This window comes from Eubacterium sp. F2 (genome assembly GCF_046244355.1).
Taxonomy (GTDB): Bacteria; Bacillota; Clostridia; order Peptostreptococcales; family Anaerovoracaceae; genus Aminicella.
The window spans coordinates 1,038,848-1,062,414 of the sequence record NZ_CP176393.1 but is presented as its reverse complement, the minus strand read 5'-3'; the positions used below and the strand labels follow the sequence as shown (position 1 = coordinate 1,062,414).

Below are 23,567 nucleotides of genomic sequence, written 5' to 3'. Positions count from 1 at the left end.
ATCATATTCACGGCAGAAAAGGGAGCCGACATTCAGCTCCCTTAAAAATAACCGTTATTTATTTCGGTTTATGATTCGATTATTCCCGACGGACATCCCTTCCGTTTTTCCGGATGAATTAGTCAACTGCCTCAACGCCGGTAACTTCCGGAACAGCCTGCTGCAGAATCTGCTGAACAACCATTCTCAGGGTCATCTGAGCGCCCGGGCATCCGATGCAGTGTCCCTGCAGTCTTACCTTGACAACGTTTTCCGGTGTTACATCAACCAGCTCCAGGTTTCCGCCGTCTCTCTTCAGTACTTCTCTGACTTCATCCAGTGCTGCGTCTACACGATCTCTGAGTTCCATATTTTTATCCTCCATAAAAGCGTTTATTCTTTAATTTCTATATTTTACTCCATCCTTATACCCATCTGTCGATAAATAGAAACAAAAATCTTTATCGTAAATTCACAGAAAAACGGTAATGTATGATACAATATAGGAGCTGGCTGAGAAAATGCTAAAGGCTTTAAAGATATTATATTTTCTCGCGGCAAGACATACACTTGGCGGCGATCCTGCCGCTTCTCAGATTTCAGAAAGAGGTGTTTACTATGAAATGGGTATGTTCAATTTGCGGATACGTTTATGAGGGACCAGAAGCTCCGGAGAAATGTCCACAGTGCGGAGCTCCTGCTTCTAAGTTTAATAAGATGGATGAGGATGCCGGATTTGCAGATCAGCATGTTGTCGGCATCGCAAAGGGCGTAGATCCTGAGATCATCAAGGACCTGCAGGCTAACTTCACAGGTGAGTGCTCTGAGGTAGGTATGTACCTGGCTATGTCCAGAGTTGCTTTCCGTGAGGGTTATCCGGAAGTTGGTCTTTACTATGAGAAGGCTGCTCATGAAGAGGCAGAGCATGCTTCCAAGTTTGCTGAGCTCCTGGGCGAAGTCGTTACAGACTCCACAAAGAAGAACCTCGAGATGCGTGTTGAGGCTGAGAGAGGTGCATGCGCAGGCAAGAAGGATCTCGCTACACGTGCTAAGCAGCAGAATCTCGATGCTATTCATGACACTGTTCATGAGATGGCAAAGGATGAGGCTAGACACGGAGCTGCATTCCAGGGCCTGCTGAACAGATATTTTAAATAATCTGCAGCCCGAAAGGAAACTTACCGGAGACTGGTGCGTAGAGGCGCCGGTCTCCTTTTTTATTGTTCTATGGCCCCATCTGCTTATCCCTGCAGTCCTGCAATATTCAGTCTGCATGTTTCGGTCTTCTCTGCTTTTTGATCATACGGCCGCTTACATACAAAAAGATACCGGCAGGCGCATCATCTGCGAAGCTCTGCCGGCATCTTCCAACTATACCAATATTCTAATCCCAGTAATCCAGATCTTCAGACTTCATTCCGATAGCCGCTGCATGGAAAATCGGATTCTTCCCTTCTCTGCTCTGGCGGTCGAAGTCTTCTGCTGCACGGATGGCGCTTCCGCCCAGTTTAAAGCAGCACGGAATATTGATCAGCGCCATAAATCCCATGGTGATGTCCGCCAGGTCCCATGCCAGGTTCATCGGGATAATGGCTCCGACGAAGACGATCACGGCGCAGACCAGGTGGAAGAAAAACATAAACTTTCTACCAGGCTTCTTTTTGCCATTCAGATAAGCAACACCGTTATCGCAGTAATACAGGTTTCCGATCAGTGTAGTGAAGGCAAACATGATCATTGCTAAAGTGATGAAGGCCGGGCCGAAGTCTCCGAGAGCTGCGTGCAGACATTTTTGTACGTACGGCGCACCGGCATCTGCGGTATTTCTTCCGACGCCGGTAAACAGACACATCAGAGCCGTAGCTGTACAGATCAGCATGGTATCAATGAACACGGACAGGACCTGCACAAATCCCTGCTTGACCGGATGGGAAACTTCTGCGGAAGCTGCCGCATTCGGCGCAGAACCTACACCGGCTTCGTTAGAATACAGTCCCCGCTTGATGCCGTAAACCATGCAGGATCCGCCGATGCCGCCTGCGAAGGAACGCGGACTGAATGCGTCGGAGAAAATCAGCGCAAAAACCTTCGGAAACGCGGTGATATTCATGATGATCACGATGAGGGAGACGACGATGTACATCAGGCCCATGAAGGGAACCATGACTTCCGTAATATGCACGATGCGCTTTCCGCCGCCCATGATGCAGATGCCGACCAGAACCGCCAGAATCGCTCCGATAATAACCGGTGTCGTCTCTGCGTCATAGAAATGGTAGACCGCGAAGGTCGACTGCAGGTTGTAGGAACAGAGCAGATTGAATCCGAATCCGTAAGTCAGCAGCAGGAAAATCGTAAACAGCGCGGCGAGTTTCTTACTGTGCAGGGCGGATTCAATGTAATAGGCCGGACCTCCGTAACAGCCGCCCGTGTGCGGATCCCTTCTTTTATAGATCTGGGCGAGTGTACTTTCGATGAATGCTGTCGCAGAACCCAGAATGGCCAGAAGCCACATCCAGAACACTGCGCCCGGGCCGCCTAATACGATCGCTGTCGAAACGCCGATGATGTTTCCTGTGCCGACTCGCGATGCCGTGGAAACCATCAGCGCCTGGAAAGATGAAATACTTTTCTTGTCCTCCGGCTTTTCCATCACCGCGCGGCATGCCGCCGGGAATCTGCGGATCTGAATGCCCCTGGTACGGATCGTAAAATATACTCCCGCACAGGCCAGAACGATGACCAGGATCGGGAAGTACATGATGCTGTCAACCTGATCGAAAAACTTTAATACCATAATCCCTCTCATTCTCCCCGGACAAAAAGAAAACCCCATATCCCTTCTGCCGCAGGGAAATAAACTGTAATTTTTTACTACTTTAATGCAATAAAGTAACAAAGGCATAAATTCAGCGGGTGCCGGGCATGCTGAACATTTCCGGACTGACTCCCGCTTCCTCTTTATCTTGTATCATTTTACATGCTTTACTGTTCTATTTCCAGCCTTTTCCCAGTTATTTCTCACCAATCTGCTGAATTGCAGAAATAAGTTCCTGTGGATCGGTAATCTGATTGATTTTTCCGCGCAGGGCCGCGCTCCCCGGAACGCCCTTCAGATACCACCCGCTGATGCTGCGCATCTCCCGGACCGCGCGGTACTCGCCCTTCAGATCGTACAGATCTCTGAACTGCCGGAGCATCATATTCTTTTTCTCCTCCAGCTCCGGCTTCGGATCGGCCGGACGGCCTTCCCAGGCATTCAGAAGGTCTCTGAAAATCCAGGGATTTCCGCGGACGGCCCGCCCGACCATGACATAATCGCAGCCGGTTTCTTCCATCATGGCTTCTGCGCTCTCTGCATCGTGAACATCTCCGTTTGCAATGACCGGGATGGTCAGCGCCTCCCGGACCGCGGCGATCACCTTCCGGTCGGCGTTTCCTGTGTAATACTGCTCCCTGGTTCTGCCGTGCACGGCAACGGCGGCGGCACCGCCCTCTTGAGCGGCAAGCGCGCATTCCACTGCATTGATGTGCTCCTCATTGATTCCGATACGGATTTTCACCGTCACCGGTTTGCTGGTATGTGAGGACGCCGCGTGAACAACGGCTTCAATCTCTTCCGGCTTCTTCATCATGGCGCTTCCGTCGCCGTTTTTAAAGACTTTTGGCACCGGGCAGCCCATGTTGATGTCCAGAATCTTATTCGGCCGGGAATCCAGCTTTTCCGCCGCAAAGGCCATGATATCCGGCTCATGTCCGAAAATCTGAAGCGCGGCATTCTTTTCTTCCGGATAGCAGAACAGAAGTCCATCCGTCTTCTTGTCCTTATAATAGAGGCCCTTGGCGCTGACCATCTCGGAGTAGGTCATTCCTGCGCCCATCTCCGTGCAGATTCTGCGGAAAACCGCATCGGTAATCCCTGCCATCGGGGCGAGGAAGAAGGGGTTTTCCGGCTGTACATTTCCAATTGGCGGGAGCTTTTTATCTTTCCACATATCTTTCTTTCCTTGCTGATTGATTTTTGTCGTAAAGCGTTAAAAGAGAGGCTGAAAGCAGCCTCTCTCCTTCTGCGTGCATTGCTGCATGCCTAAATTCTCAGTTTCGCAATCCTTTGTTGGGACTAGAGTTTCTGTTGCGCCTCATCGTAGGATTTGCTGATATCCTTATGACGAATATGGTGGCGGTTCTTATGGTAGATCATCTGCAGACCTTCCAGGGTCAGGCGGCGGTCAATCGTGTCGATGCAGTCCACGCCGCTTGCAACCAGTGTTGAAAGGCCGCCGGTGGCGATGACCTTAACCGGCTTGCCCGGACAGACTTCTTCAAGCTCCTTCTTCATCTTCTTGACGATGAACTCGACACTGCCCATCTGGCCGTACACCAGTCCGGACTGCATGCCCTGAATGGTGTTGCGGCAGATTGTGTGGCCCGGATCTTCCAGCTCAACCTTCGGGAGCTGTGAAGTGCGCTCGAACAGTACCTCCGAAGAAATCTTCAGGCCCGGCGCGATGGTGCCGCCCAGATATTCGGCCTTGTCGGATACGGCGCAGAAGGTGGTGGCCGTTCCGAGGTCGATGATGATCAGCGGCCCACCGTATTTATTATAGGCAGCGACCGCATTGACAATACGGTCCGCACCGACCGACTTCGGATTATCGTACTTGATGAGAAGGCCCGTCTTGATTCCGGACTCTACGACAATCGCCTGTTTATGGAAATATTTCTCCGCCATGTGACGGATGGTAAACAGGACGGAAGGAACAACCGTGGCGATGATCACATCGTCCACCGCCTTCGGGTTCAGTCCTTCATGCCTGAACAGCTCCACGACCAGCATGCCGTATTCATCGGCACTCTTGTGTGAATCTGTCTCAATTCTCCAGTTTGTGATCAACTTACCGTCTTCATTGAAAACTCCGAGTACGGTATTTGTATTTCCGATATCGAATGCTAATAACATGATTTCTCTCACTTTCAGACGCTCGGCATCCGCGTTTTCCGGTTCACCTGCGCCATATCTCCATGTTCATTCCTGCAGACCCTTCTGCAGTCATCAGCTATTTTACTACTCGTTCCAGACGCTTCAGTGCCAGCGCGATCGTCAGGCCCGGAATGACACGGTTTCCTGTAATTTCTGCACCCAGGACTTCATTGATGCGCTTCAGTCTGTACTGAACGGTGTTGGTGTGAATGCCCATGAACACACTGGTCTTGCTGCTGTTCATGCCGGCGTCCAGGACAAAGGTTTCAAGCGTATCAAGGAGCTGACGGGCTTTGTTCTCACCGACTTCTCTCTTGAACGGCTCCAGCAGATCGGAATAGATCTTTCTGGCGTGGCCTCCCTGTACCTGCAGATGAATGCAGGTGGAAACGAGGGCCAGATCATACTTGGTGAAGACCCTCTTATACGGGAATACACTCTCTACGAATGTCCAGGTTTCGCTGATCAGGCGGAATGCGTCGCCCGCTCCCTCGATGCCGTTGATGCCGGTCGCGTGAAAGATACGGACGGATTTGCTTCCTTCTTTCAGCTTGTCAAACAGGGTCAGGCAGGCCATCTTGCGGGAAACCTTTTCCTTTTCATCGCTGTCGTCATTATTCAGAATGACGGCATAGGTCTCTTCCGTGTCTGCAATCTGCATGACTTCGACGTTTTCTTCCTTCTCGAAATCTGCGATAATGCCATTGCCCTGCGGATTTTCAATTCCCTTGGCATAGAATACGCAGAGAATGCGGTCCGGATCCAGTCCGATTTCATCCTTCAGAGAGTATGCCAGAGACTTATTATCACGGATCAGAGCCTTGATGAACTCTGCCTTGACATCGCGCTCCGGAGTGTACTTCCACATTCCCATGGCCAGCTCGATGATCTCTGCCAGCTTGGAAATCTCTGCAGCAGAGTAGTTATCATCATTATCGACGATGAACAGGAAATACTCCTCACCATTGACGGAAATCGGTCCCCAGTAAGTCAATACGCCGTTTACATCGATGAAGGTGTAAATTCCGGACTTCTCGACATCACGCTCTTTTCCGGTGCGGATGGCATCGGAAATAGCAACTTTCTGACGGGTCTCCACCGTCAGAATCGGGTTGAAGTCCTTGGAAAGAAGAACAACCTGGAAGTCATTGCTCAGCGCTGCTTCTTTCAGGGCTGAGTAGAAATTGGTGTGCTTTTCAAAGTTCAGCAGATGATAAACGGTGTTGTTGATCAGTCCGTTTCTGAAATTATCTCCGTAACGGATTTTATCCATGACCTGCTCGATGATGTCACTGTACTGGGACGGATTGTCCTCAGGAATGACAATCAGAGGAACTCCCGTGCTTTCTGCAGCCTGAATTACGGTATCGCCCACAGAAGTCAGTCCGTTCTTCTGATGGAAAACCACGATGCCCGCGACGCCGGCATCTCCCAGCGCCGTAACAATGTCGCATCGTGTGCTTTCCTTGTCTTTTCCCTCGACTCCGCTGAAGGAAGTCAGAACCAGCTGTTCCTTTACGCCGTTCTCCTTCAGTGCGGTATCCGCATCCTGTGCATCCATTACGGATACCGAGCGCACACGATTCTCCACATTACGTCTGCCGGCAGCCAGAATGCTCGGTGTCATGCATTCCAGACTGAGGCAGTCATTTACTGCTACTTTCATCTTACTCCTCGTCTATCCCGCCGTTATCGTCCTGGCTGTCAGTTTTCTCATCTTCTGACGCCGCGGCGTTCGATTCCTTAGAAATAGTATCCTGTTCTGAAACAGATTTCTCTTCTCCTGTCTCAGTATTGCTCTTGCTCTCCTGTGTTTTGTCCTGCGCATACGGATCGATGATGTGTCCGTTCTGATCTGCGACAAGGTGGCGGACCTGATCATCACTCAGCTTGTCTCCGTTCAGCACAGCCTCACGCATTTCTTCAGCGCGGGCATCCTCTGCCTTTCTGATGCGTCTGGACTCTTCCGCCTCCGCCTTGTTGACCCTGCGGATTTCTTCCTCATGCTCGCGGACTTTACGCTCGGTGCTCTCCGGATCTTCTTTTCCGGTATACAGATCTTCAAACTGCTCGGCATCGAGGGTCTCGACACGGATCAGCGCTTCTGCGACGCGTTCCATCTCTGCGGAGTGCTCCTTCAGAATTGCTTCTGTCTTCGCATAGCAGTCTCCTACCAGACGGCGGACTTCCTCGTCGATCTCGTTGGCAACCTCTTCCGAATAGGCCTTGGTCTTGCTGAAATCTCTTCCGAGGAACGGCTCATCCGAATCTGCATAATTGATCGGGCCGAGCCTGTCACTGAATCCGTACTTGGTGACCATAGAACGTGCAATCTGTGTCGCGCGCTCGATATCGTTGCTGGCACCGGTTGAGATGTCGTCCAGATAGATCGACTCTGCCACACGGCCGCCCAGCAGGTGCATGATCTCATGCATCATGTCATTCTTCGTCATGAAGTACTTATCTTCTGTCGGCAGAGACATGGTAAATCCGCCGGCCTGGCCTCTCGGAATGATGGTAATCTGGTGTACCGGATCCGATCCCGGAATGCTTCTCATGACAATCGCATGTCCGGCCTCATGATAAGCCGTCAGACGCTTTTCCTTCTCACTGATGACACGGCTCTTCTTTGCCGGTCCTGCCATAACCTTGGTGGTTGCCTCTTCGATTTCCGCCATGCGGATCCAACGTCCGTTTCTTCTTGCGGTGATCAGGGCTGCCTCGTTCAGCAGGTTCTCCAGATCTGCCGGAGTGAATCCCGGTGTTCTTCTGGCGATGATCTCCGGAGAAACTTCATCAGAAAGCGGCTTGTTCTTCGCATGGATGCGGATGATCTCCTCACGGCCCTTGACGTCAGGAACGCCGATGGTAATCTGGCGGTCAAAACGTCCCGGACGAAGCAGGGCAGGGTCCAAAATGTCCGGACGGTTGGTCGCTGCCAGGATGATGATTCCGGAGTTTCCAGAAAATCCGTCCATTTCAACAAGCAGCTGGTTCAGGGTCTGCTCACGCTCATCGTTGCCGCCGCCGAGGCCTGCGCCTCTCTTACGTCCTACCGCATCGATCTCATCGATGAAGATAATGCACGGTGCATTCTTCTTCGCCTGATCGAACAGGTCACGGACACGGGAAGCTCCGACTCCGACGAACATCTCTACAAAGTCAGAACCGGAAATGGTGAAGAACGGAACGCCCGCTTCTCCCGCAGTCGCTCTGGACACATAGGTTTTTCCTGTTCCCGGAGGGCCGACAAGCAGAATACCCTTCGGTATACGTGCGCCCACCTCATTGTATTTTCTCGGATCTTTCAGGAAATCCACGACCTCCTGCAGTTCTTCTTTTTCCTCTTTCAGTCCCGCAACATCGGCAAAGGTAATCTTCTTCCCTTCTCCTTTATACATATGCGCGCGGTTCTTTCCGAACTGGAACGCCTTTCCGTTTCCGCCCTGATTCATCATGATATAGAATAGGAATCCGAGGGCGACGACCATAATGATCGTCGGCAGCGCGTTCATCAGAGCGGACGCGTGGTCCGGTCCACTTGCCCGGAGAACGATGTCTCCGGAATCCACCTTATTATAGATGTATTTCTGTTCCAGCCAGTCCAGCTCCAGAGCGCTGTTCGCGTAAGCATAAACCTGCTTGTTCTTTCCGATCTGGGCGGTAACTTTGCTGTCCTTGATGGTGACCTCAGTAACCTTGCCGTTTTTCAGGTATTTTGCCATTGTCGAAAGTGCAACTTCCTGCTGGGAAGTGCCGCCATTGCGGACAAAATATGCCACACCCATGACAATACCAAAAATAACCAGGTAGATTACTAAATTTCTGGCGAATTTCTTCAACTCACTATCCTCCTGATTGTATGTATCCCTTCTTTTATAACGCTCTTAAGGCGTTTTTTCCGTTCATATGCTAAAAAACAACTTCTTCATTGTTCTATCAGCATAAAATTGCGTTGTCATTCTATCATATACGACAATTTTTTTCAACCAGAACAACTTTTTTTGTGTTTTCTTCCACAAGGTATGAATGGGAATATCTGGCCCTTCCAGAGCCTTTTTTCCATGCCGGCAGAAAGAGGACTTCACTCCCCAGCGCAGCAAAATACAGCTGGTCTCTTCTGTTTTTCGGCACCTTGTCATCAATCAGCACGTCATGCAGTTTCTTCCGACCTCCCGGTATCGCGATGAAGTCTCCCGGCTTTCTTCTTCTCCAGCAGATCTTTCCGGCTGCGTTTTCCCCATATTTACGGACCAGTTTTTCTTCATCGAAGCAGGCGTATGTACCCCGGACAAGTCCCTGCGGCAGGTCTTCCGCCGCAAAAACACAGACCCTTCCGGCTGGCCCGCTCTCTTTCCCATCGCCTTTTGCCGATGAACGATCTTCCTGAAAATTACCGATCTCCAGGCGGTCATAGACGCAGCGTCCGGTCAGGCCATGAGGCAGATCCGTCTCTGCGGAAGGATCCCCGCTGCACAGAATATGATCCAGCGCCTCCAGATGCTTCGCCGTAAAGTCTTCTGTCAGCCCCGCGTCCGCAAGCGCCAGTCTGAGCAGCCGGATCCGCATCGTATGAGGAAGTTCAGCGGCTTTTCCCCGATGAAGGGCTGTCCCGGGAGCATCGGTCTCAATCCGGCAGTTCCGGTACATTTCCTCTGCCTGTTTCTGAAGATAAGCCCGGTCTTCTCCGGCGCTCTTCCCGAGACGGATCAGCGCGTCTTCAATCTTCGGATTGTAGGACTTCAGATAGGGCAGAAGTTCCAGCCGGATGCGGTTCCGTCCGTAAGAAGGATCCTGATTGGTCTGATCTACCCTTGGCACAAGGCCCTGCACGCTGCAGTAATCCCGCAGCTCGCTCTTCCGGCAGTCCAGAAGCGGCCGGATCAGCATAAAGCCCGCCTCGTCCTTCCGCCTGTATTCCATGCCGGCCAGACCGTCCGCGCCGCTGCCCCTGAGCAGGTGCAGCAGGATCGTTTCCGCCTGGTCATCTGCGTGATGCGCCGTCGCGATCTTAATCTGCGTCCGGTCAATGCCCTGTCCAATCAGAGCTTCCGCACTTTCATCGAACATCTCATAGCGCTTCTTCCGTCCGGCCTCTTCCTCTGTCATATTTCCGCGCCGGGCCTCACCGATGCAGTCGAAACGGATGCTCCGGCATCTGAGCCCCCGGCTTCTGCAGAGTTCCTCCACCGCCTGCTGATCGCTGTCCGCCGCCTTTCCCCGGATCATGTGATTAACATGGACCGGATGCAGCGTCACCGGCAGAATCCCCGGACAAAAATCAGCCAGCAGGGAGAAAAGCGCTGTGGAATCGGCTCCGCCGGAAATCCCCAGAATCACATGGTCTCCGGGCTTCAGCAGATCGTGCTCTCTGACCGTCTTCAGGAATTTTTCTTCGGCAGGATGCTTCATGGCTGAATCTCCAGGTCGTGAATGTCATAAAAGCGGAGCGCGTTCCGGCAGGTGATTTCCGCGGCCTCTTCATAGGAAAGACCCTTCAGCTCTGCCACTTTCTGGCAGGTGTATTTCACGTACGGCGCCTTGTTTTTCCTTCCCCGCTTCGGTTCCGGCGCCATATACGGCGCGTCCGTCTCAACGGTGAGAAATTCAATCGGAATGGCTTTCACCACTTCTCTCGTTTTCCGGTTGTTCTTAAAGGTCACCGGACCGCAGATGGAAAGCGTTGCCCCGAGTTTGATGTACTGCTTTGCCATTTCCACACTCTGGGAGAAACAGTGCATCAGCACCCTGCTGTCCGGAAGCAGTTCTCCGTCCGGACCCGGACGCTTCGGGAAGCAGCTCTGCCTTTCTTTTGAGAAGGCGCCTTCTTCCTTCAGAATGTCCATAGTCTCCTGGTCGGCGTCTCTGGTGTGAATCATAATCGGCAGTTTCAGTTCGTTCGCAAGCTGAATCTGCTTTCTGAACCAGTATCGCATCGTATCGTGATCGACATCTTCATCGTAATGATAGTCCAGACCGATTTCTCCGATGCAGACCACCTTCCGGCTGTGTACAGCCAGCGCTCTGATCTTCTGAAAGTTTTCTTCATTCAGACCGTCCGTTTCACTGGGATGATAACCGACCGCAGCGTAGCACCACGGAAACCGTGCGGCGTCGCGGACTGCCTGCTCCGAACTGGCGAGATCACTTCCCGGATCCAGCAGCCCCAGAACATCGGACTCATTTTCGATCTCCTCCGCAAGTTTTCTCCTGCTCTCGTCGGTCATTCCTTCATCATTTAAATGTGTATGTGCATCAAATAATATTCTGCTCATCAATATTTGCCTTATCTATTTCTATTTACTGTCTGACAGAATGAAAAAAGGGGCTGCTCTCCGCAGCCCCCGCTCCCTATCTTACCTTGCTGCCGTCGTCCGCACTGCTGGTAACCAGCTCGAATTTCTTTCCGGTATCTGCAAAAATAAGCATTCCCTGTGATTCTTCGCCGCGGATTTTTCTCGGTTTTAAGTTGGCAACGACGATCACTTTCTTGCCAACCAGTTCTTCCGGCTTGAAGTATTCGGCAACTCCGGACAGGATCTGACGTTCTTCATTTCCGATACGTACACGGAATTTCAGAAGCTTGTCTGCTCCCTCAACCTTCTCGGCCTTCATGATTGTTCCGACTCTCAAGTCGATCTTATCGAAGTCTTCGAATTCAATTTCCGGTTTCAGTTTGACGTCGGCTGCTTCCTTGTCCGCCTTCTTCTTTGCCTCGGCCATCTGCTTCTTCTGAATCTCGTTCAGCTCTTTCAGTTCCTTATCGATGTCCAGACGCGGAAAGAGCGGATCGCCCTTGGTGACCTTCTCGCCGTCCATCTTCTCAAAGGAAAAAGCATCGTCCCATCTGATCTTCTCACCGGTCAGTCCCAGCTGCTCCTGCATGCGCTCGGATGTGGTGTGCATGAACGGAATCAGCAGGATAGAGATAATGCGCAGTGCCTCTGCCAGGTTGTGAAGACAGGTGTCCAGTTCTTCCTTCTTCTCCGGATCCTTGGCCATTGCCCACGGCATCTTCTCATCGATGTACTTATTCGCGCGGCGTACCAGAACCCAGATGTCTTCCAGCGCCAGATTGAACTGGAAATCATTCATGTGGTCTTCCAGTGCAGGCGCAACGCTAAGGGCCGTCTTCTTCAGATCCTCGTCGATGTCATCAAACGTTCCTGCAGGAGGAACGATTCCGCCGCAGTACTTTTCGATCATCGCAACGGTTCTGGACAGCAGGTTTCCAAGGTCATTCGCCAGATCGTAATTCATGCGCTTCAACATAACTTCATTGGTATATACGCCGTCCTGCCCGAAGGTATACTCTCTCAGCAGGAAGTATTTCAGCGCATCCACGCCGTAGCGGTGAATCAGGAATACCGGGTCGACGACATTTCCCTTGGACTTGCTCATTTTGCCGCCGTCGATCAGGAGCCAGCCGTGGCCCATGACATGCTTCGGCATCGGCAGATCCAGGGACATCAGCATTGCCGGCCAGATTACGGAGTGGAAACGGACGATTTCCTTTCCGACCAGATGTACGTCTGCAGGCCAGTACTTATTGAATTCTTCCGGATCATCCGGATAACCCAGTGTTGTGATATAGTTTGTCAGCGCGTCCAGCCATACGTAGATGACGCTGTTCGGATCGATCGGCACCTGAATACCCCAGTCAAAGGAGGAACGGGAAATGCACAGATCGTCCAGTCCCTGCTTGACGAACTCGATCATCTCATTGCGGCGCTCCTTCGGCTTCAGGAAATCCGGATCTTCCAGGAGCTTCAGCACGCGGTCCTGATACTTGGAAAGACGGAAGAAATACGCATCCTCAGATGCCCATTCAACCGGGCGTCCGCAGTCCGGGCAGCAGCCGTTGACCAGCTGACTCTCCGTCCAGTAGGACTCACAAGGTGTACAGTACCAGCCTTCATACTTGCCCTTGTAGATATCTCCCTTTTCATTCATCTTGTTGAAGATCGCCTGAACTCTCTTCACATGGCGCGGCTGCGTCGTGCGGACGAAGTCATCGTAGGAGATTTCCATTGTATTCCAGAGGTCCTTGATGCCGGCAACGACCTCATCAACATATTCCTGAGGTGTAACGCCCTTTTCTCTGGCTTTCTGCATGATTTTCAGGCCGTGCTCATCTGTTCCTGTCTGGAAACGGACGTCGTAGCCGCTCAGTCTCTTGAATCTCGCCATCGCGTCAGCCATGACCGTGCAGTACGTGTGTCCGATATGCAGCTTGGAACTCGGATAATAAATCGGAGTAGTAATGTAGTACGTTCCTTTAGATGCCTTCTGTTCTGTCATTATAACTGTTTCCTTTCTTCCTCTGATGAATGAGGGGTGATAACGTTTTCTACAGCCGGATGCGCAGCTCTGAAACTAGTCCAGATCTTCGCCTGCCCAGTCGTCGCTGGACCACTCTTCATCCGGCCAGTCGTCATTGACGAAAATCTCTTTCATGATTTTATTCATACCCATAACCAGGGTGAATCCGGCAACCAGGCCGATTCCGACGATGGCTCCTGCAGCTTTCAGCGCATCCTGCACAGTCGGCTGATTTTCTTCACTCTTGCAGCATTTCTTTTCTTCTTTTTCCTTGCTCATGATAATCCTCCTCTCTGGAAGACGCTGCCCGCCTCATTCTTTCCATCCTGCGGCGCAGATCTTCCCGAATCCTTCCCTCACAACAATATAAACAATTAATGCTTGTTATTGCGGTTCTGTACATAGTCCACGATCAGCTCTGCCGCTGTCTCATCGCTGACATGACTCGTATTGATGGACAGGTCATAGTTGACGTAATCTCCCCATTTCTGGGAAGTATGATAGTTATAGTAATTCTTTCTGGCCTTGTCATAGTTACGAATGATGTGCTTGACCTTCTCCGGATCGTCGCCGTACTGACTGACCGCGCGCTCAATCCGGTCTTCCAGTCTCGCGTGGACGAACACATTGGTCACGCCCGGAAGATCCCTGAGCACATAGTCTGCGCAGCGTCCGATGATCACGCCTTCCCCGGTCTGTCCGATCTGCGTGATGATATCAAACTGTGTCAGAAAGAGCTTCTCATTCACCGAGATCATCTCTCCCGTCACGCCCTCACTGAAATTCACCGCAGAAGCGAGCGAATAAGAAAAATTATTCTTTGCTCTGAGCTCCGCGCTCTCAATGATTTCCCTGGACAGGCCGCTTTTCTCGACGGCCATATCGATAATTTCGCGGTCGTAGAGCGGAACGCCTAATTTTTTCGCAGCCAGGCCTCCGATCACTCTGCCGCCGCTTCCATATTCACGGCTGATTGTAAGCAGTTTTTTCATATTCTTCCGGACCCGTGTTTCAGCTTTCCCTGAGGAAACAGTCTGAACACGACGCCCTCCCTCCTTTCCTATTTCCCCTTCCGTGCATATGTACACAGTGAAAATAAGACTTTATTGTTTATTATATACTATTTTTCCAATAATGAAAACGTAGCGCTTGTGCATTGGACAAGGCATTTTTATGTTCGCAGAGTGAAGGGCCGGAAATTGCCGGATTTTTCTCTGGACAAAAAACAAAAAGCAAGAGAAGGCCGGCTTTGTCTTTCCGGCATTCTCCTGCATATTCCCCGGCGGTTTCTCTCCGCCGGTTTTTATATATTTTCAGATTACTTGCGGATTCTACTCTTCTTCCTCTGCAAACTGAGAGTTGTACAGATCCGCGTAAGCGCCGTTCTTCGCCAGCAGCTCATCATGCGTGCCCTGTTCCACGATATCGCCGTGATCCATAACCAGAATCATGTCGGCATCTTTAATCGTAGATAAGCGATGGGCGATGACAAAGCTCGTGCGGCCCTGCATCAGGCGGTTCATCGCGCTCTGAATCTGTTTTTCTGTACGGGTGTCAACGGAAGAAGTCGCCTCATCCAGAATCAGAACCCTACGGTCTGCCAGCATGGCTCTCGCGATGGTCAGCAGCTGTTTCTGCCCCTGAGAAATATTGGATGCCTCTTCATTCAGCACCATATCGTAACCTCCCGGCAGGGTGCGGATGAAATGATCCGCATGCGCGGCCTTTGCCGCTGCCTCGACTTCTTCATCCGTGGCATCCAGGCGGCCGTAACGGATATTCTCCCGGATCGTTCCGGAAAACAGCCAGGTGTCCTGAAGGACCATGGAGAAATATTTTCTCAGATCCAGGCGGCTGAATGTACGGATATCCTGCCCGTCCAGAAGGATCTGCCCTTTATTTACGTCATAGAAACGCATCAGCAGCTTGACCATGGTGGTTTTCCCGGCACCCGTAGGGCCTACGATGGCTACCGTCTGGCCAGGTTCAACCTTTGCCGAGAAATCATGGATGATCACCTGCTCCGGATCATAGCCGAACTGTACGTGGTCGAACTCTACAGCGCCTTTTACATCCTCCAGCGGAAGCGGGGCGTCTTCCTGCAGATCGGTCTCTTCCTCATTCAGCAGCTGGAAAACACGCTCGGAAGCCGCCGTCATGGACTGCACCTGGTTCATGACCTGGGAGATCTGCGCCATCGGCTGGGTCAGATTGCGGACATACTGAATGAAGGCCTGAATGTCTCCGATTCCGATGATGCTGCGGATCGCCAGCATGCCTCCGGCAATGGCCACGCCTGCATAGGCGAGATAGCCGACGAAGTTCATCAGCGGCATCATGGCTCCGGAAAAGAACTGGGATTTCCAGGCAGAAACGTAGAGTTCATCGTTGATCCTGGAGAACTCGGCAATGGTCTGCTTCTCACGGTTAAAGGCCTTGATGACCTGCTGGCCGGAGAAGTCCTCCTCCACCTGACCGTTGATGACGCCCAGGGAAGCCTGCTGCTGCTTGAAGTATTTCTGCGACATCTTGATGACGGCTGCCATCAGGAGTGCGGATACCGGAATCATGACCAGGGCGATCAGGGTCATCAGCGGGGAAATCGTCAGCATCATGACGATAACACCGACAATGGTTGCCACCGCGGAAATGATCATGGTAATGCTCTGGTTGAGACCGGTACCCAGGGTGTCCACATCGTTGGTGATTCTGGACAGCACTTCTCCGATCGGACGGCTTTCAAAATATTTCATCGGCATGCGGTTGATCTTTTCAGAGATCTCTTTCCGCATGCGGTAAACGACCTTCTGGGTGATGCCGGTCATGATCCAGCCCTGAATGAAGTTCAGCGCGGAACTGATCAGGTACAGAGCCAGGGTGAACAGCAGAATCTGTCCGACCTTTCCAAAGTCGATTCCGCCGGTTCCCGCAACCTTTCTCATCAGGCCGTTCGCCAGTTCCGTAGTCGCGTGGCCCATGACTTTAGGGCCGACGACATTGAATACGGTGGATCCCGCCGCCAGAATCATGACGGCAATCACACCAAATTTATAGTGGCCGATGTAGGCCAGAAGTTCCTTAAAGGATTTCTTGAAATTCTTCGGTTTTTCAACCGCGCCCATGGCGCCCGGACCGTGCGGTCCCCGCATTCCTCCGGAGTTCTTACGCGGCATCTGATTCTTATTTTCTTCCATTATGCCATCTCCTCCAGTTCTTTCTCAGACAGCTGGGATTCCGCAATCTGTCTGTATACTTCACAGGACTTCATCAGCTCCTGATGGGTTCCCTTTCCGACGATTTTTCCTTCATCCATGACCAGAATCTGATCGGCATGCAGAATCGTGCTGATTCTCTGGGCAACGATGATTCTGGTGGTGTCGTGTTCTTCCTTCTCCAGGATTTCTCTGAGCTTGGCATCGGTCTTCATGTCCAGTGCGGAGAAACTGTCATCGAAGATCAGGATCTTCGGCTTCTTCGCAATGGCGCGGGCGATGGAAAGTCTCTGCTTCTGTCCTCCGGACACGTTGTTTCCACCCTGAGAAACGTAACTGTCGTACTTCTCATCCTTATCCATGATGAAGTCATCCGCCTGGGCGATCTCCGCCGCACGCTTTACCTCTTCATCGCTGGCATCTGCGTTTCCAAAGCGGATATTTCCGGCAATTGTTCCGGAGAAGAGGATGCCTTTCTGCTGGACGAATCCGATTTCATCGCGCAGGGACTTCATGGTGACGTCGCGGACGTCTTTTCCGTCTACCAGGATTTTTCCGCCTGTGACATCGTAGAATCTCGGGATCAGGTTGATCAGTGTACTCTTTCCGGATCCGGTTCCGCCGATAATTGCGGTGACCTTTCCCGGTTCTGCGGTAAAGTCGATGTCGGACAGAACGTTGGCTTCTGCGCCCGGATACTTAAAGTCCACGTGGGAGAAGGTCACTTCTCCCCTGCCGTTTTCCAGGACTTCCGGATCCTTTTTGTCCTGAATGGAAGAGACCGTAGTCGCAACTTCATCGATTCTCTGTGCGGCAACACCGGCTCTCGGCAGAATGATGGACATGGCGGTGATGATCATGAACGCAGAAACGATGATCATGGCATAGGTGATGAAGGCGGTCATCGCGCCCACCTGCAGGGTTCCGGAATCGACTCGGGAAGACGCAACCCATGTGATCAGAATGGACAGGGCGTTCATAATCAGCATCATGGACGGCATCATGAAGGTCATGACACGGTTCGTGAACAACTGTGTGCGCTTCAGGTCGACATTGGCCTGGTCGAACCGCTCCTCTTCTTTCTTCTGGCGTCCGAAGGCGCGGATGACCATGAGTCCGGTCAGAATCTCACGGGACACGCCGTTCAGCTTGTCCACCAGTTTCTGCATGATCTTGAACTTCGGCATCGCAATCGCCATCAGGGTCAGGACAAAGCCGATAATGACGGCAACTCCAAGGAGAATTACCCAGCTCATGTTTGCATGGGTCTGGTAAACCTTGACAATTCCCCAGATGCCCAGCACCGGAGCGTACAGCACCATACGCAGCATCATGGTGGTGACCTGCTGCACCTGCTGCACGTCATTGGTCGCGCGGGTGATCAGCGAGGAAGTCTGGAATTTATCCAGCTCCGCGTTGGAATATCCGATGACGTTCCGGAAGACCTTATCACGCAGGTCCCGTCCCACGCCTGCACCGATTCTGGATGCAATGTAGGAAACGGCTACCGCCGCGGCGAGCATGAGCAGCGCCATCAGGAACATCTTCTTTCCGGCGCTCCACAGATAGGAAATCTGAACCGCGTTGACGTGGACACCGGCATCCTTTTCTGCATCGTATGCGTAACGGTATCCCATGGACTTCAGTGTCTTCGGGCCGACGGTGTTGATGGTCTTTTTAATCTGCTTCTGCATCTGATGAATCTGCTTGCTGCTCATCTGGCCGCTGTCAATCATCTTCTGCATGGTTTTACGAATGTCAACGTAGGTTTTCTTGTTTCCGTTCTGGTCTTTTGCATGGAAGACACGGACTCTCATGCCGGCGGCATCCGCGATTTCCTGAACGGACATGGAATCCAGCTTCTTCAGAAGCGCAGACGGATCGGTCTGCTGGGAAGAAGTGCTCTGTGCCTGGGCTCCGGCCTGGGCGGATTTCTGCATTGCAGCAATCTGCGCGGCGCTCATGCCGGAAGATGCAGCCTTCTTCATGGCCTTTTTCTGCGCGGCCTGGGCTGCGGTAAGCTGCCGTCTGACCATCTTTTTAAACTGGGCCGGTGTAATATGACCAAGCTGATAAGTCAGGACGACCGGTTCCAGAAGCTGGTCGTCCAGCTTTTCCAGTCTGCTTTCCGAAGCGTGAAGGACATATTTGTTTCCGTCTTTCTGATAAGCGGATTTCCAGGCTTTTTTCTCGGCTGTGGTCATGAACATCTGCGCTTCATTGTACTCTTGCTGTTTTACCTTTGTCGGAAGGATGTGCTCCACACCCCGGTTCTGGATTCCTGTATCGATGATGTTCTGCGTGTACTGCGGCATGGACATCTCGCTGAATCCCTGCACGGCCAGAAGGATCACCAGAAGGATGACCACCGGCCAGTACGGTTTCAAATTCTTGATTAAATATCTCAACTCTGACTGCCTCCTGAATGTTTATCGCATTCAATACCTTTCTTTAACCCCAATTGCAGCTTTTCTATAAGGCCGGCTATTTCTGCTCTGCTCCGGCTTCTTGCTGTTTCCGCTTCATTTCTGCAAGCTGTTCATGATAAATTTCATCCGCCGTCTGGTATATTTCATCATTCAGGCGGATAATCTCGCGAATCTGGTCTTCTCCGATTCTTCGGATCAGCTCGGAACAGAAACGATGGAGAATTTCATGGTCACCATACCATTTATTTTTTCCTTTCTCTGTAAAGCTGACCAGCGTCACGCGGCGGTCATTCGGATCCTGCGTGCGCTCCATCAGGCCCTTCTTTTCCAGACCTCTGAGAACGCGTGAAAGGCCTGGAGCCGTCATGCGGGAACCCGCAAGCAGATCGGACATGCGAACTTTATGCTCCGGATTCCGGCACTGAAGACGGGCGGTACCTCCCATAACCATCAATTCTCCCCGGTTTAAGTCCGGAACCAGTTCATACATTCTCACTTTATGAAACTGCATGCAGGAACGGATAAATTCACGTTCCAGTTCTTCCATTCTTACTCCTTTCCCGCTGATCCTCCGCGTCCATCTCTGATTTACCGGACATGGCGGCATCGGCATTTGCGATACTGTATTTCATTGTCCGCCGGCTGACGGCAGCAGGGTTTCCAGAGGCCCGCCGGCTGCTTCAGCAGCGTGAACGATCCGGCTTCTTCTTTAACCCTGTTCAATGTTTACACACGTTAATATTTAACATAGTTAATTATTAGCATCGACAAGTATATCCTTGCTCGTGGATTTTGTCAAGTGAAGAAGAAAAAGAAATACAACAGGAAAACTGCCGGACATCCGGGCAGAAGAAAAGCCGGAAGCTCTCACAACAGGCGGTTTCAGCAGCCTGCCGTAAAACTTCCGGCAGAATAGATAATGGGTATGGTTCAAAATTAATGCAGTTTGGACATGGTGTCCTTCAGAACATCATCGCGGTCGGAGTTGAACGCATTGTAGATGGCGCGGATGGCCTTCTCGAAGTCCTCGTTCAGTACGCCGATGATGATATTGATCTCGGAAGATCCCTGATCGATCATGCGGACGTTGACGCCGGCCTCTGCAAGGGCGGTGAACAGTCTCGCGGATGTTCCCAGGCGGCGGCTCATGCCGATACCTACGGCAGCGATCAGCGCGATGTCATCGTGAACCGTGATGCTGTCCGGATTAATCTGATGCTGCAGCGCATCCAGAACGTCATCCAGCTTGCCCTCCGGCAGCTGATCATTGGAAATGACGACGGAAACGGTGTCGATTCCGGTCGGGATATGCTCAAAGCTGACATCCAGGTCTTCCAGAATGGTCAGGATGCGGCGGATGAAGCCGACTTCCTTATTCAGCATGTTTTTATAGATCGCGATAACGGTAAAGTCCTTATTTCCTGCTACACCGCTCAGAATACGTTCTGTGTTCTCCGGACGGCTGGTGGTGATCATCGTGCCCGGGTCCTCCGGCTTGTTGGTATTTCTGATGTTGATCGGAATGTTTGCGCCTCTTACCGGGAAGACGGCGTCCTCGTGCAGAACGCTGGCGCCCATGTAGGACAGCTCACGCAGCTCCACGTAAGTGATCTGGTCGATCGGCTTCGGATTTTCCACGATGCGCGGATCGGCCATCAGAAGGCCGGATACATCGGTCCAGTTCTCGTAAACATCTGCTTCTACAGCGCGGGCAACCAGAGATCCGGTTACGTCAGAACCGCCTCTGGAGAAGACGCGGACCTTGTCCGTGTCCTTCTGCGTGCCGTAGAATCCAGGCAGGACTGCGCGCTCATGTTTGGCAAGTTCAGCCTTCAGTGCCTCATTGGTCTCTTCCGGAAGAAGTCTTCCGCGGGAGTCAAACTGAATGAGTCCTGCTGTATCGACAAAGTCATAACCCAGATAGGCGGCAACCAGAACCGCTGACAGGAATTCACCGCGGCTTGCAAGATAGTCGACAGAGCATCCGGCCTCGATATTTCTGCGGATTTCCTCATACCTGCTCTTCAGGTCCACATCAATGCCGAGGTTCAGCTTTACTGCGCTGTAACGGTCGATAATAACCTGGAATACCTGGTCATATGGAATGTGGTTGTCAATTTCCGTTTTACACAGATATAAAAGGTCCGTGACCTTGTTATCGCCGCTAAATCGTTTACCCGGCGCAGAAACCACAACATATCTTCGATCCGGATCAGCTTCGACGATCTCCTTCAGCTTCTTTAGCTGGATTCCGTCAGCCACTGAAGAACCTCCAAACTTCAGTACTTTTACTCCCATCAGTTTTCCTCCCAAAACATAAGCATTCTCAATGCAAAAAGCGTCCGGCACTGCAGACGCTCTGCGCCTTTGTTATCAAGCTACAAATTGGCATCCAATTTATCATTAATAATAACAGAGTTGTGTTCAGGATACAAGTTTTTTATTTTTATTTCGTGAATTTTGCTTGACAAAAAGAAAACGGGCTGGTTTTATAACAGTTCGCCGCACGGACAACTTAACAGCGAAAACTGACTGGCGACGGAAACGCGCTTACACGTGTATACAATATACCCGTGTACCCGATTTGCCTCTGATCTGAGATCCATTCTCCCCTGGCCTGTCAATGATTTCCGTGCTGCTAAGGCTTCTGCATTCTGCGGCTGAAATATAGGAAATTTATTGCCGTTCTGAACGTCCTGGATTTTCAGGATGTATAACGGATAACAGCCGAAGGGGCAGATATGTGATGAAACGGTGATGGAATTTTTCGTGGTTCGTTTTTTTTCAAAATTTGAGAGAAAGCGCAGAACCGAATATTTATAAATGTGCAGACGAAACGGCTCATCCACTGAAAAATTATTATAAACGGGAGGCTTATGGAGGATTAAAGCAAAAGAACCTTTAATAATAGAAAAGATACGGATATTTTTCCGCAAAAGAACAGAAGAAATATAAAATCAGAGCAGCTGTACGGAAATATACGGCAAACGTTTTCAGAACATTTGCCTCGGGGAAAAAGCTGGTTCTGCAAAAAATATAATAACCATGATTTAAACGAACCAGAAAAATACAAGCTTAGACGAATACAAAGTACATGCATATACACGAATATCCATACACCAATTATGCTATTTCCGACTGTTTCCTAAATCCTGGCTCGTCAGCCAGACCCCCGCCAGGGTCAGCGCCAGCCCCGCGATCGTGTACAGGCCCCAGGAATCACCGGCCAGAACAATCCCCGCGCCGACGCCGACGATGGTGGTGGTGCTGCCGGACAGGTTGTTGACTGCGGAAGGTTCCAGATAAGCCAGCAGCCCGTTATAGGCAAGGTAGCAGACGGCGGAGCAGCAGATCCCGAGAAAGAGAACGGCAAGGGCGTTTTTCGGCGTGCTGAAGGCGATCGTCCAGGCCTGCAGGCCATCGCCTTTCAGAAAACCGATCAAATGAAACCAAACCATGCCTTCAAAGGCCATCATCGCTGTAATCGCCGCCGGTTCATAGTCCCGGCTTGCCGCGCTGCTGGCGTGGGAATAAAGTCCACCGGTAAACACTGCGCCGATCATGAGAAGATATCCGGAAATCCTTCCGCCGGCCTGAAAATCCGGCGCCAGAACCGTTGCCGCGGCAACGCCCAGGAAGGCCAGCGCAATGGCGATGATCTTTTTCAGCTCCGCTTTTCCATGGAAGAACAAAACACCCTGAATCAGTGACATACAGGGAATCGTGGCGATAAAAATCGAGCTGACAGACGGCGAAGTCAGTGAAAGGCCATACGTCTCAAAAATAGAATACAGACACGGCTCAAGAAAAGCAGCAAGCAGAAAATATTTTACGCTTTTCTTATGAAAGCTGATCCGCAGTTTTCCGGCGGCAATCATCCCGGCAAAAATAACAGACGCAATCGTCCAACGAACTTCCAGAATCATAATCGGATCCATTGTCTTCAGCAGCAGATTGGAGGCCGTAAACGACAGTCCCCAGAAGGCGGACGTCAGCGCGACCAGAAACATTGCGGTTTTTTTTGACATAGATAAACTCCTCTATTCCTTAATATTTGTGATATTCGCGGCCCATTTATCATCAGACTGCGCGGATGCTCAGCTGCAGATAAGAGACAATGCGATATTTTGTAAATGTACGACCATCTGAAATTGTACCATGTTTTTTCATAGATGCTGATCTCTTTGAGGGAAAAGCAGTCTCCGCTGAGTAAATCAACAATATTCCGCTCCGAGCACCATTTTCTTCAATTGTCTGCCCACCGTCCAGAGGAATGAACTTTAGTATACTGTATCCCAAAGTCCTTGTATTGTCTGCAAGTGTGCATTCATTTCACGTTATTCATCATTTATACAGACACTAGCAGCGGAATATCTTAGCAAAAAATATATTTTACCAGGAATTATTGGTACGCTTCCATTTAAATCGCAAATTTTACCAAGTACACTGTATACTTTGGTAAAATCTACCGAAAGTATACTTCTTTACATAATACCTATTATCACAGGCGTTATCTGGTCTGATATATCAGAGCAAATTCTGCCATTATTACCAGCGTATTTATCGATCTATTCCGACATAATAAACTCAGAGTTGCTTTTTTGCCTGATCGGCAGTAGCTTCCGTTATGCTCGTTCATTTTTA

Annotated in this window: 17 protein-coding genes; 1 reads left to right on the top strand and 16 read right to left on the bottom strand. The window is 51.1% G+C overall.

Annotated elements, in window-relative coordinates; translation table 11 throughout:
• Positions 1-118: 118 nt before the first annotated feature.
• On the bottom strand, positions 119-349 hold the full coding sequence (locus ACI77B_RS04370) for a NifU family protein (protein WP_178264501.1): 231 nt from the start codon (positions 347-349) through the stop codon (positions 119-121).
• 248 nt (positions 350-597) lie between these two features.
• On the opposite strand from ACI77B_RS04370, the gene ACI77B_RS04365 reads away from it, so the two are divergent.
• Positions 598-1,137 carry an NADH peroxidase gene (locus ACI77B_RS04365; RefSeq protein WP_178264500.1) on the top strand — a complete coding sequence of 180 codons (540 nt, stop codon included), beginning with the start codon at positions 598-600 and terminating at the stop codon, positions 1,135-1,137.
• Positions 1,138-1,363: 226 nt separating this feature from the next.
• On the opposite strand, the gene ACI77B_RS04360 is transcribed toward ACI77B_RS04365, so the two are convergent.
• From ACI77B_RS04360 to ACI77B_RS04290, 15 genes are all read right to left on the bottom strand, one after another.
• Positions 1,364-2,776: an alanine/glycine:cation symporter family protein gene (locus tag ACI77B_RS04360; RefSeq protein WP_409337546.1), complete on the bottom strand. Its 1,413-nt coding sequence runs from the start codon at positions 2,774-2,776 to the stop codon at positions 1,364-1,366.
• Between the two features lie 217 nt (positions 2,777-2,993).
• Positions 2,994-3,974, bottom strand: coding sequence for a tRNA dihydrouridine synthase DusB (dusB, locus tag ACI77B_RS04355; RefSeq protein WP_409337545.1), 981 nt, complete (start codon positions 3,972-3,974; stop codon positions 2,994-2,996).
• A 125-nt stretch (positions 3,975-4,099) separates the two neighbouring features.
• Positions 4,100-4,939 carry a type III pantothenate kinase gene (locus tag ACI77B_RS04350; protein ID WP_409337544.1) on the bottom strand — a complete coding sequence of 280 codons (840 nt, stop codon included), beginning with the start codon at positions 4,937-4,939 and terminating at the stop codon, positions 4,100-4,102.
• 97 nt (positions 4,940-5,036) lie between these two features.
• Positions 5,037-6,626, bottom strand: a complete 1,590-nt coding sequence (locus ACI77B_RS04345) for a PucR family transcriptional regulator (RefSeq protein WP_409337543.1) — start codon at positions 6,624-6,626, stop codon at positions 5,037-5,039.
• Position 6,627: 1 nt separating this feature from the next.
• Positions 6,628-8,802 carry an ATP-dependent zinc metalloprotease FtsH gene (gene ftsH, locus ACI77B_RS04340; RefSeq protein WP_409337542.1) on the bottom strand — a complete coding sequence of 725 codons (2,175 nt, stop codon included), beginning with the start codon at positions 8,800-8,802 and terminating at the stop codon, positions 6,628-6,630.
• Positions 8,803-8,926: 124 nt separating this feature from the next.
• Positions 8,927-10,372: a tRNA lysidine(34) synthetase TilS gene (gene tilS / locus ACI77B_RS04335; RefSeq protein WP_409337541.1), complete on the bottom strand. Its 1,446-nt coding sequence runs from the start codon at positions 10,370-10,372 to the stop codon at positions 8,927-8,929.
• Positions 10,369-11,235 carry a TatD family hydrolase gene (locus tag ACI77B_RS04330; RefSeq protein WP_409337540.1) on the bottom strand — a complete coding sequence of 289 codons (867 nt, stop codon included), beginning with the start codon at positions 11,233-11,235 and terminating at the stop codon, positions 10,369-10,371. Before ACI77B_RS04330 ends, tilS begins: the two co-directional genes overlap by 4 nt.
• 76 nt (positions 11,236-11,311) lie before the next feature.
• Positions 11,312-13,261: a methionine--tRNA ligase gene (metG, locus tag ACI77B_RS04325; protein ID WP_409337539.1), complete on the bottom strand. Its 1,950-nt coding sequence runs from the start codon at positions 13,259-13,261 to the stop codon at positions 11,312-11,314.
• 75 nt (positions 13,262-13,336) lie between these two features.
• Complete coding sequence (locus ACI77B_RS04320) at positions 13,337-13,561, bottom strand: hypothetical protein (protein ID WP_178264493.1); 225 nt, start codon at positions 13,559-13,561, stop codon at positions 13,337-13,339.
• A gap of 95 nt (positions 13,562-13,656) precedes the next feature.
• The gene (locus ACI77B_RS04315; RefSeq protein ID WP_409337538.1) at positions 13,657-14,274 is read right to left on the bottom strand and encodes an AAA family ATPase; all 618 of its coding nucleotides are present in this window, start codon (positions 14,272-14,274) and stop codon (positions 13,657-13,659) included.
• 339 nt (positions 14,275-14,613) lie between these two features.
• Positions 14,614-16,476, bottom strand: a complete 1,863-nt coding sequence (locus tag ACI77B_RS04310; protein ID WP_409337537.1) for an ABC transporter ATP-binding protein — start codon at positions 16,474-16,476, stop codon at positions 14,614-14,616.
• Entirely contained in the window at positions 16,476-18,902 is a 2,427-nt protein-coding gene (locus ACI77B_RS04305) for an ABC transporter ATP-binding protein (protein ID WP_409337536.1), read from the bottom strand. The genes ACI77B_RS04310 and ACI77B_RS04305 overlap by 1 nt, the downstream gene beginning before the upstream one ends.
• Before the next feature lie 76 nt (positions 18,903-18,978).
• Positions 18,979-19,470, bottom strand: coding sequence for a MarR family winged helix-turn-helix transcriptional regulator (locus tag ACI77B_RS04300; protein ID WP_409337535.1), 492 nt, complete (start codon positions 19,468-19,470; stop codon positions 18,979-18,981).
• A gap of 389 nt (positions 19,471-19,859) precedes the next feature.
• Entirely contained in the window at positions 19,860-21,221 is a 1,362-nt protein-coding gene (locus tag ACI77B_RS04295; protein WP_409337534.1) for an aspartate kinase, read from the bottom strand.
• 830 nt (positions 21,222-22,051) lie between these two features.
• On the bottom strand, positions 22,052-22,951 hold the full coding sequence (locus tag ACI77B_RS04290) for a DMT family transporter (protein ID WP_409337533.1): 900 nt from the start codon (positions 22,949-22,951) through the stop codon (positions 22,052-22,054).
• Between the last annotated feature and the right edge of the window lie 616 nt (positions 22,952-23,567).

What these genes read in the sequence shown, in the direction of transcription:
- ACI77B_RS04310 (WP_409337537.1), bottom strand. Translation starts at nt 16,476, where the DNA reads ATGGAAGAAAATAAGAATCAGATGCCGCGTAAGAACTCCGGAGGAATG.
- ACI77B_RS04330 (WP_409337540.1), bottom strand. Translation starts at nt 11,235, where the DNA reads ATGAGCAGAATATTATTTGATGCACATACACATTTAAATGATGAAGGA.
- ACI77B_RS04365 (WP_178264500.1), top strand. Translation starts at nt 598, where the DNA reads ATGAAATGGGTATGTTCAATTTGCGGATACGTTTATGAGGGACCAGAA.
- ACI77B_RS04290 (WP_409337533.1), bottom strand. Translation starts at nt 22,951, where the DNA reads ATGTCAAAAAAAACCGCAATGTTTCTGGTCGCGCTGACGTCCGCCTTC.
- metG (WP_409337539.1), bottom strand. Translation starts at nt 13,261, where the DNA reads ATGACAGAACAGAAGGCATCTAAAGGAACGTACTACATTACTACTCCG.
- ACI77B_RS04295 (WP_409337534.1), bottom strand. Translation starts at nt 21,221, where the DNA reads ATGGGAGTAAAAGTACTGAAGTTTGGAGGTTCTTCAGTGGCTGACGGA.
- ACI77B_RS04345 (WP_409337543.1), bottom strand. Translation starts at nt 6,626, where the DNA reads ATGAAAGTAGCAGTAAATGACTGCCTCAGTCTGGAATGCATGACACCG.
- ACI77B_RS04360 (WP_409337546.1), bottom strand. Translation starts at nt 2,776, where the DNA reads ATGGTATTAAAGTTTTTCGATCAGGTTGACAGCATCATGTACTTCCCG.
- tilS (WP_409337541.1), bottom strand. Translation starts at nt 10,372, where the DNA reads ATGAAGCATCCTGCCGAAGAAAAATTCCTGAAGACGGTCAGAGAGCAC.
- ACI77B_RS04315 (WP_409337538.1), bottom strand. Translation starts at nt 14,274, where the DNA reads ATGAAAAAACTGCTTACAATCAGCCGTGAATATGGAAGCGGCGGCAGA.
- ACI77B_RS04350 (WP_409337544.1), bottom strand. Translation starts at nt 4,939, where the DNA reads ATGTTATTAGCATTCGATATCGGAAATACAAATACCGTACTCGGAGTT.
- dusB (WP_409337545.1), bottom strand. Translation starts at nt 3,974, where the DNA reads ATGTGGAAAGATAAAAAGCTCCCGCCAATTGGAAATGTACAGCCGGAA.
- ACI77B_RS04370 (WP_178264501.1), bottom strand. Translation starts at nt 349, where the DNA reads ATGGAACTCAGAGATCGTGTAGACGCAGCACTGGATGAAGTCAGAGAA.
- ACI77B_RS04320 (WP_178264493.1), bottom strand. Translation starts at nt 13,561, where the DNA reads ATGAGCAAGGAAAAAGAAGAAAAGAAATGCTGCAAGAGTGAAGAAAAT.
- ACI77B_RS04300 (WP_409337535.1), bottom strand. Translation starts at nt 19,470, where the DNA reads ATGGAAGAACTGGAACGTGAATTTATCCGTTCCTGCATGCAGTTTCAT.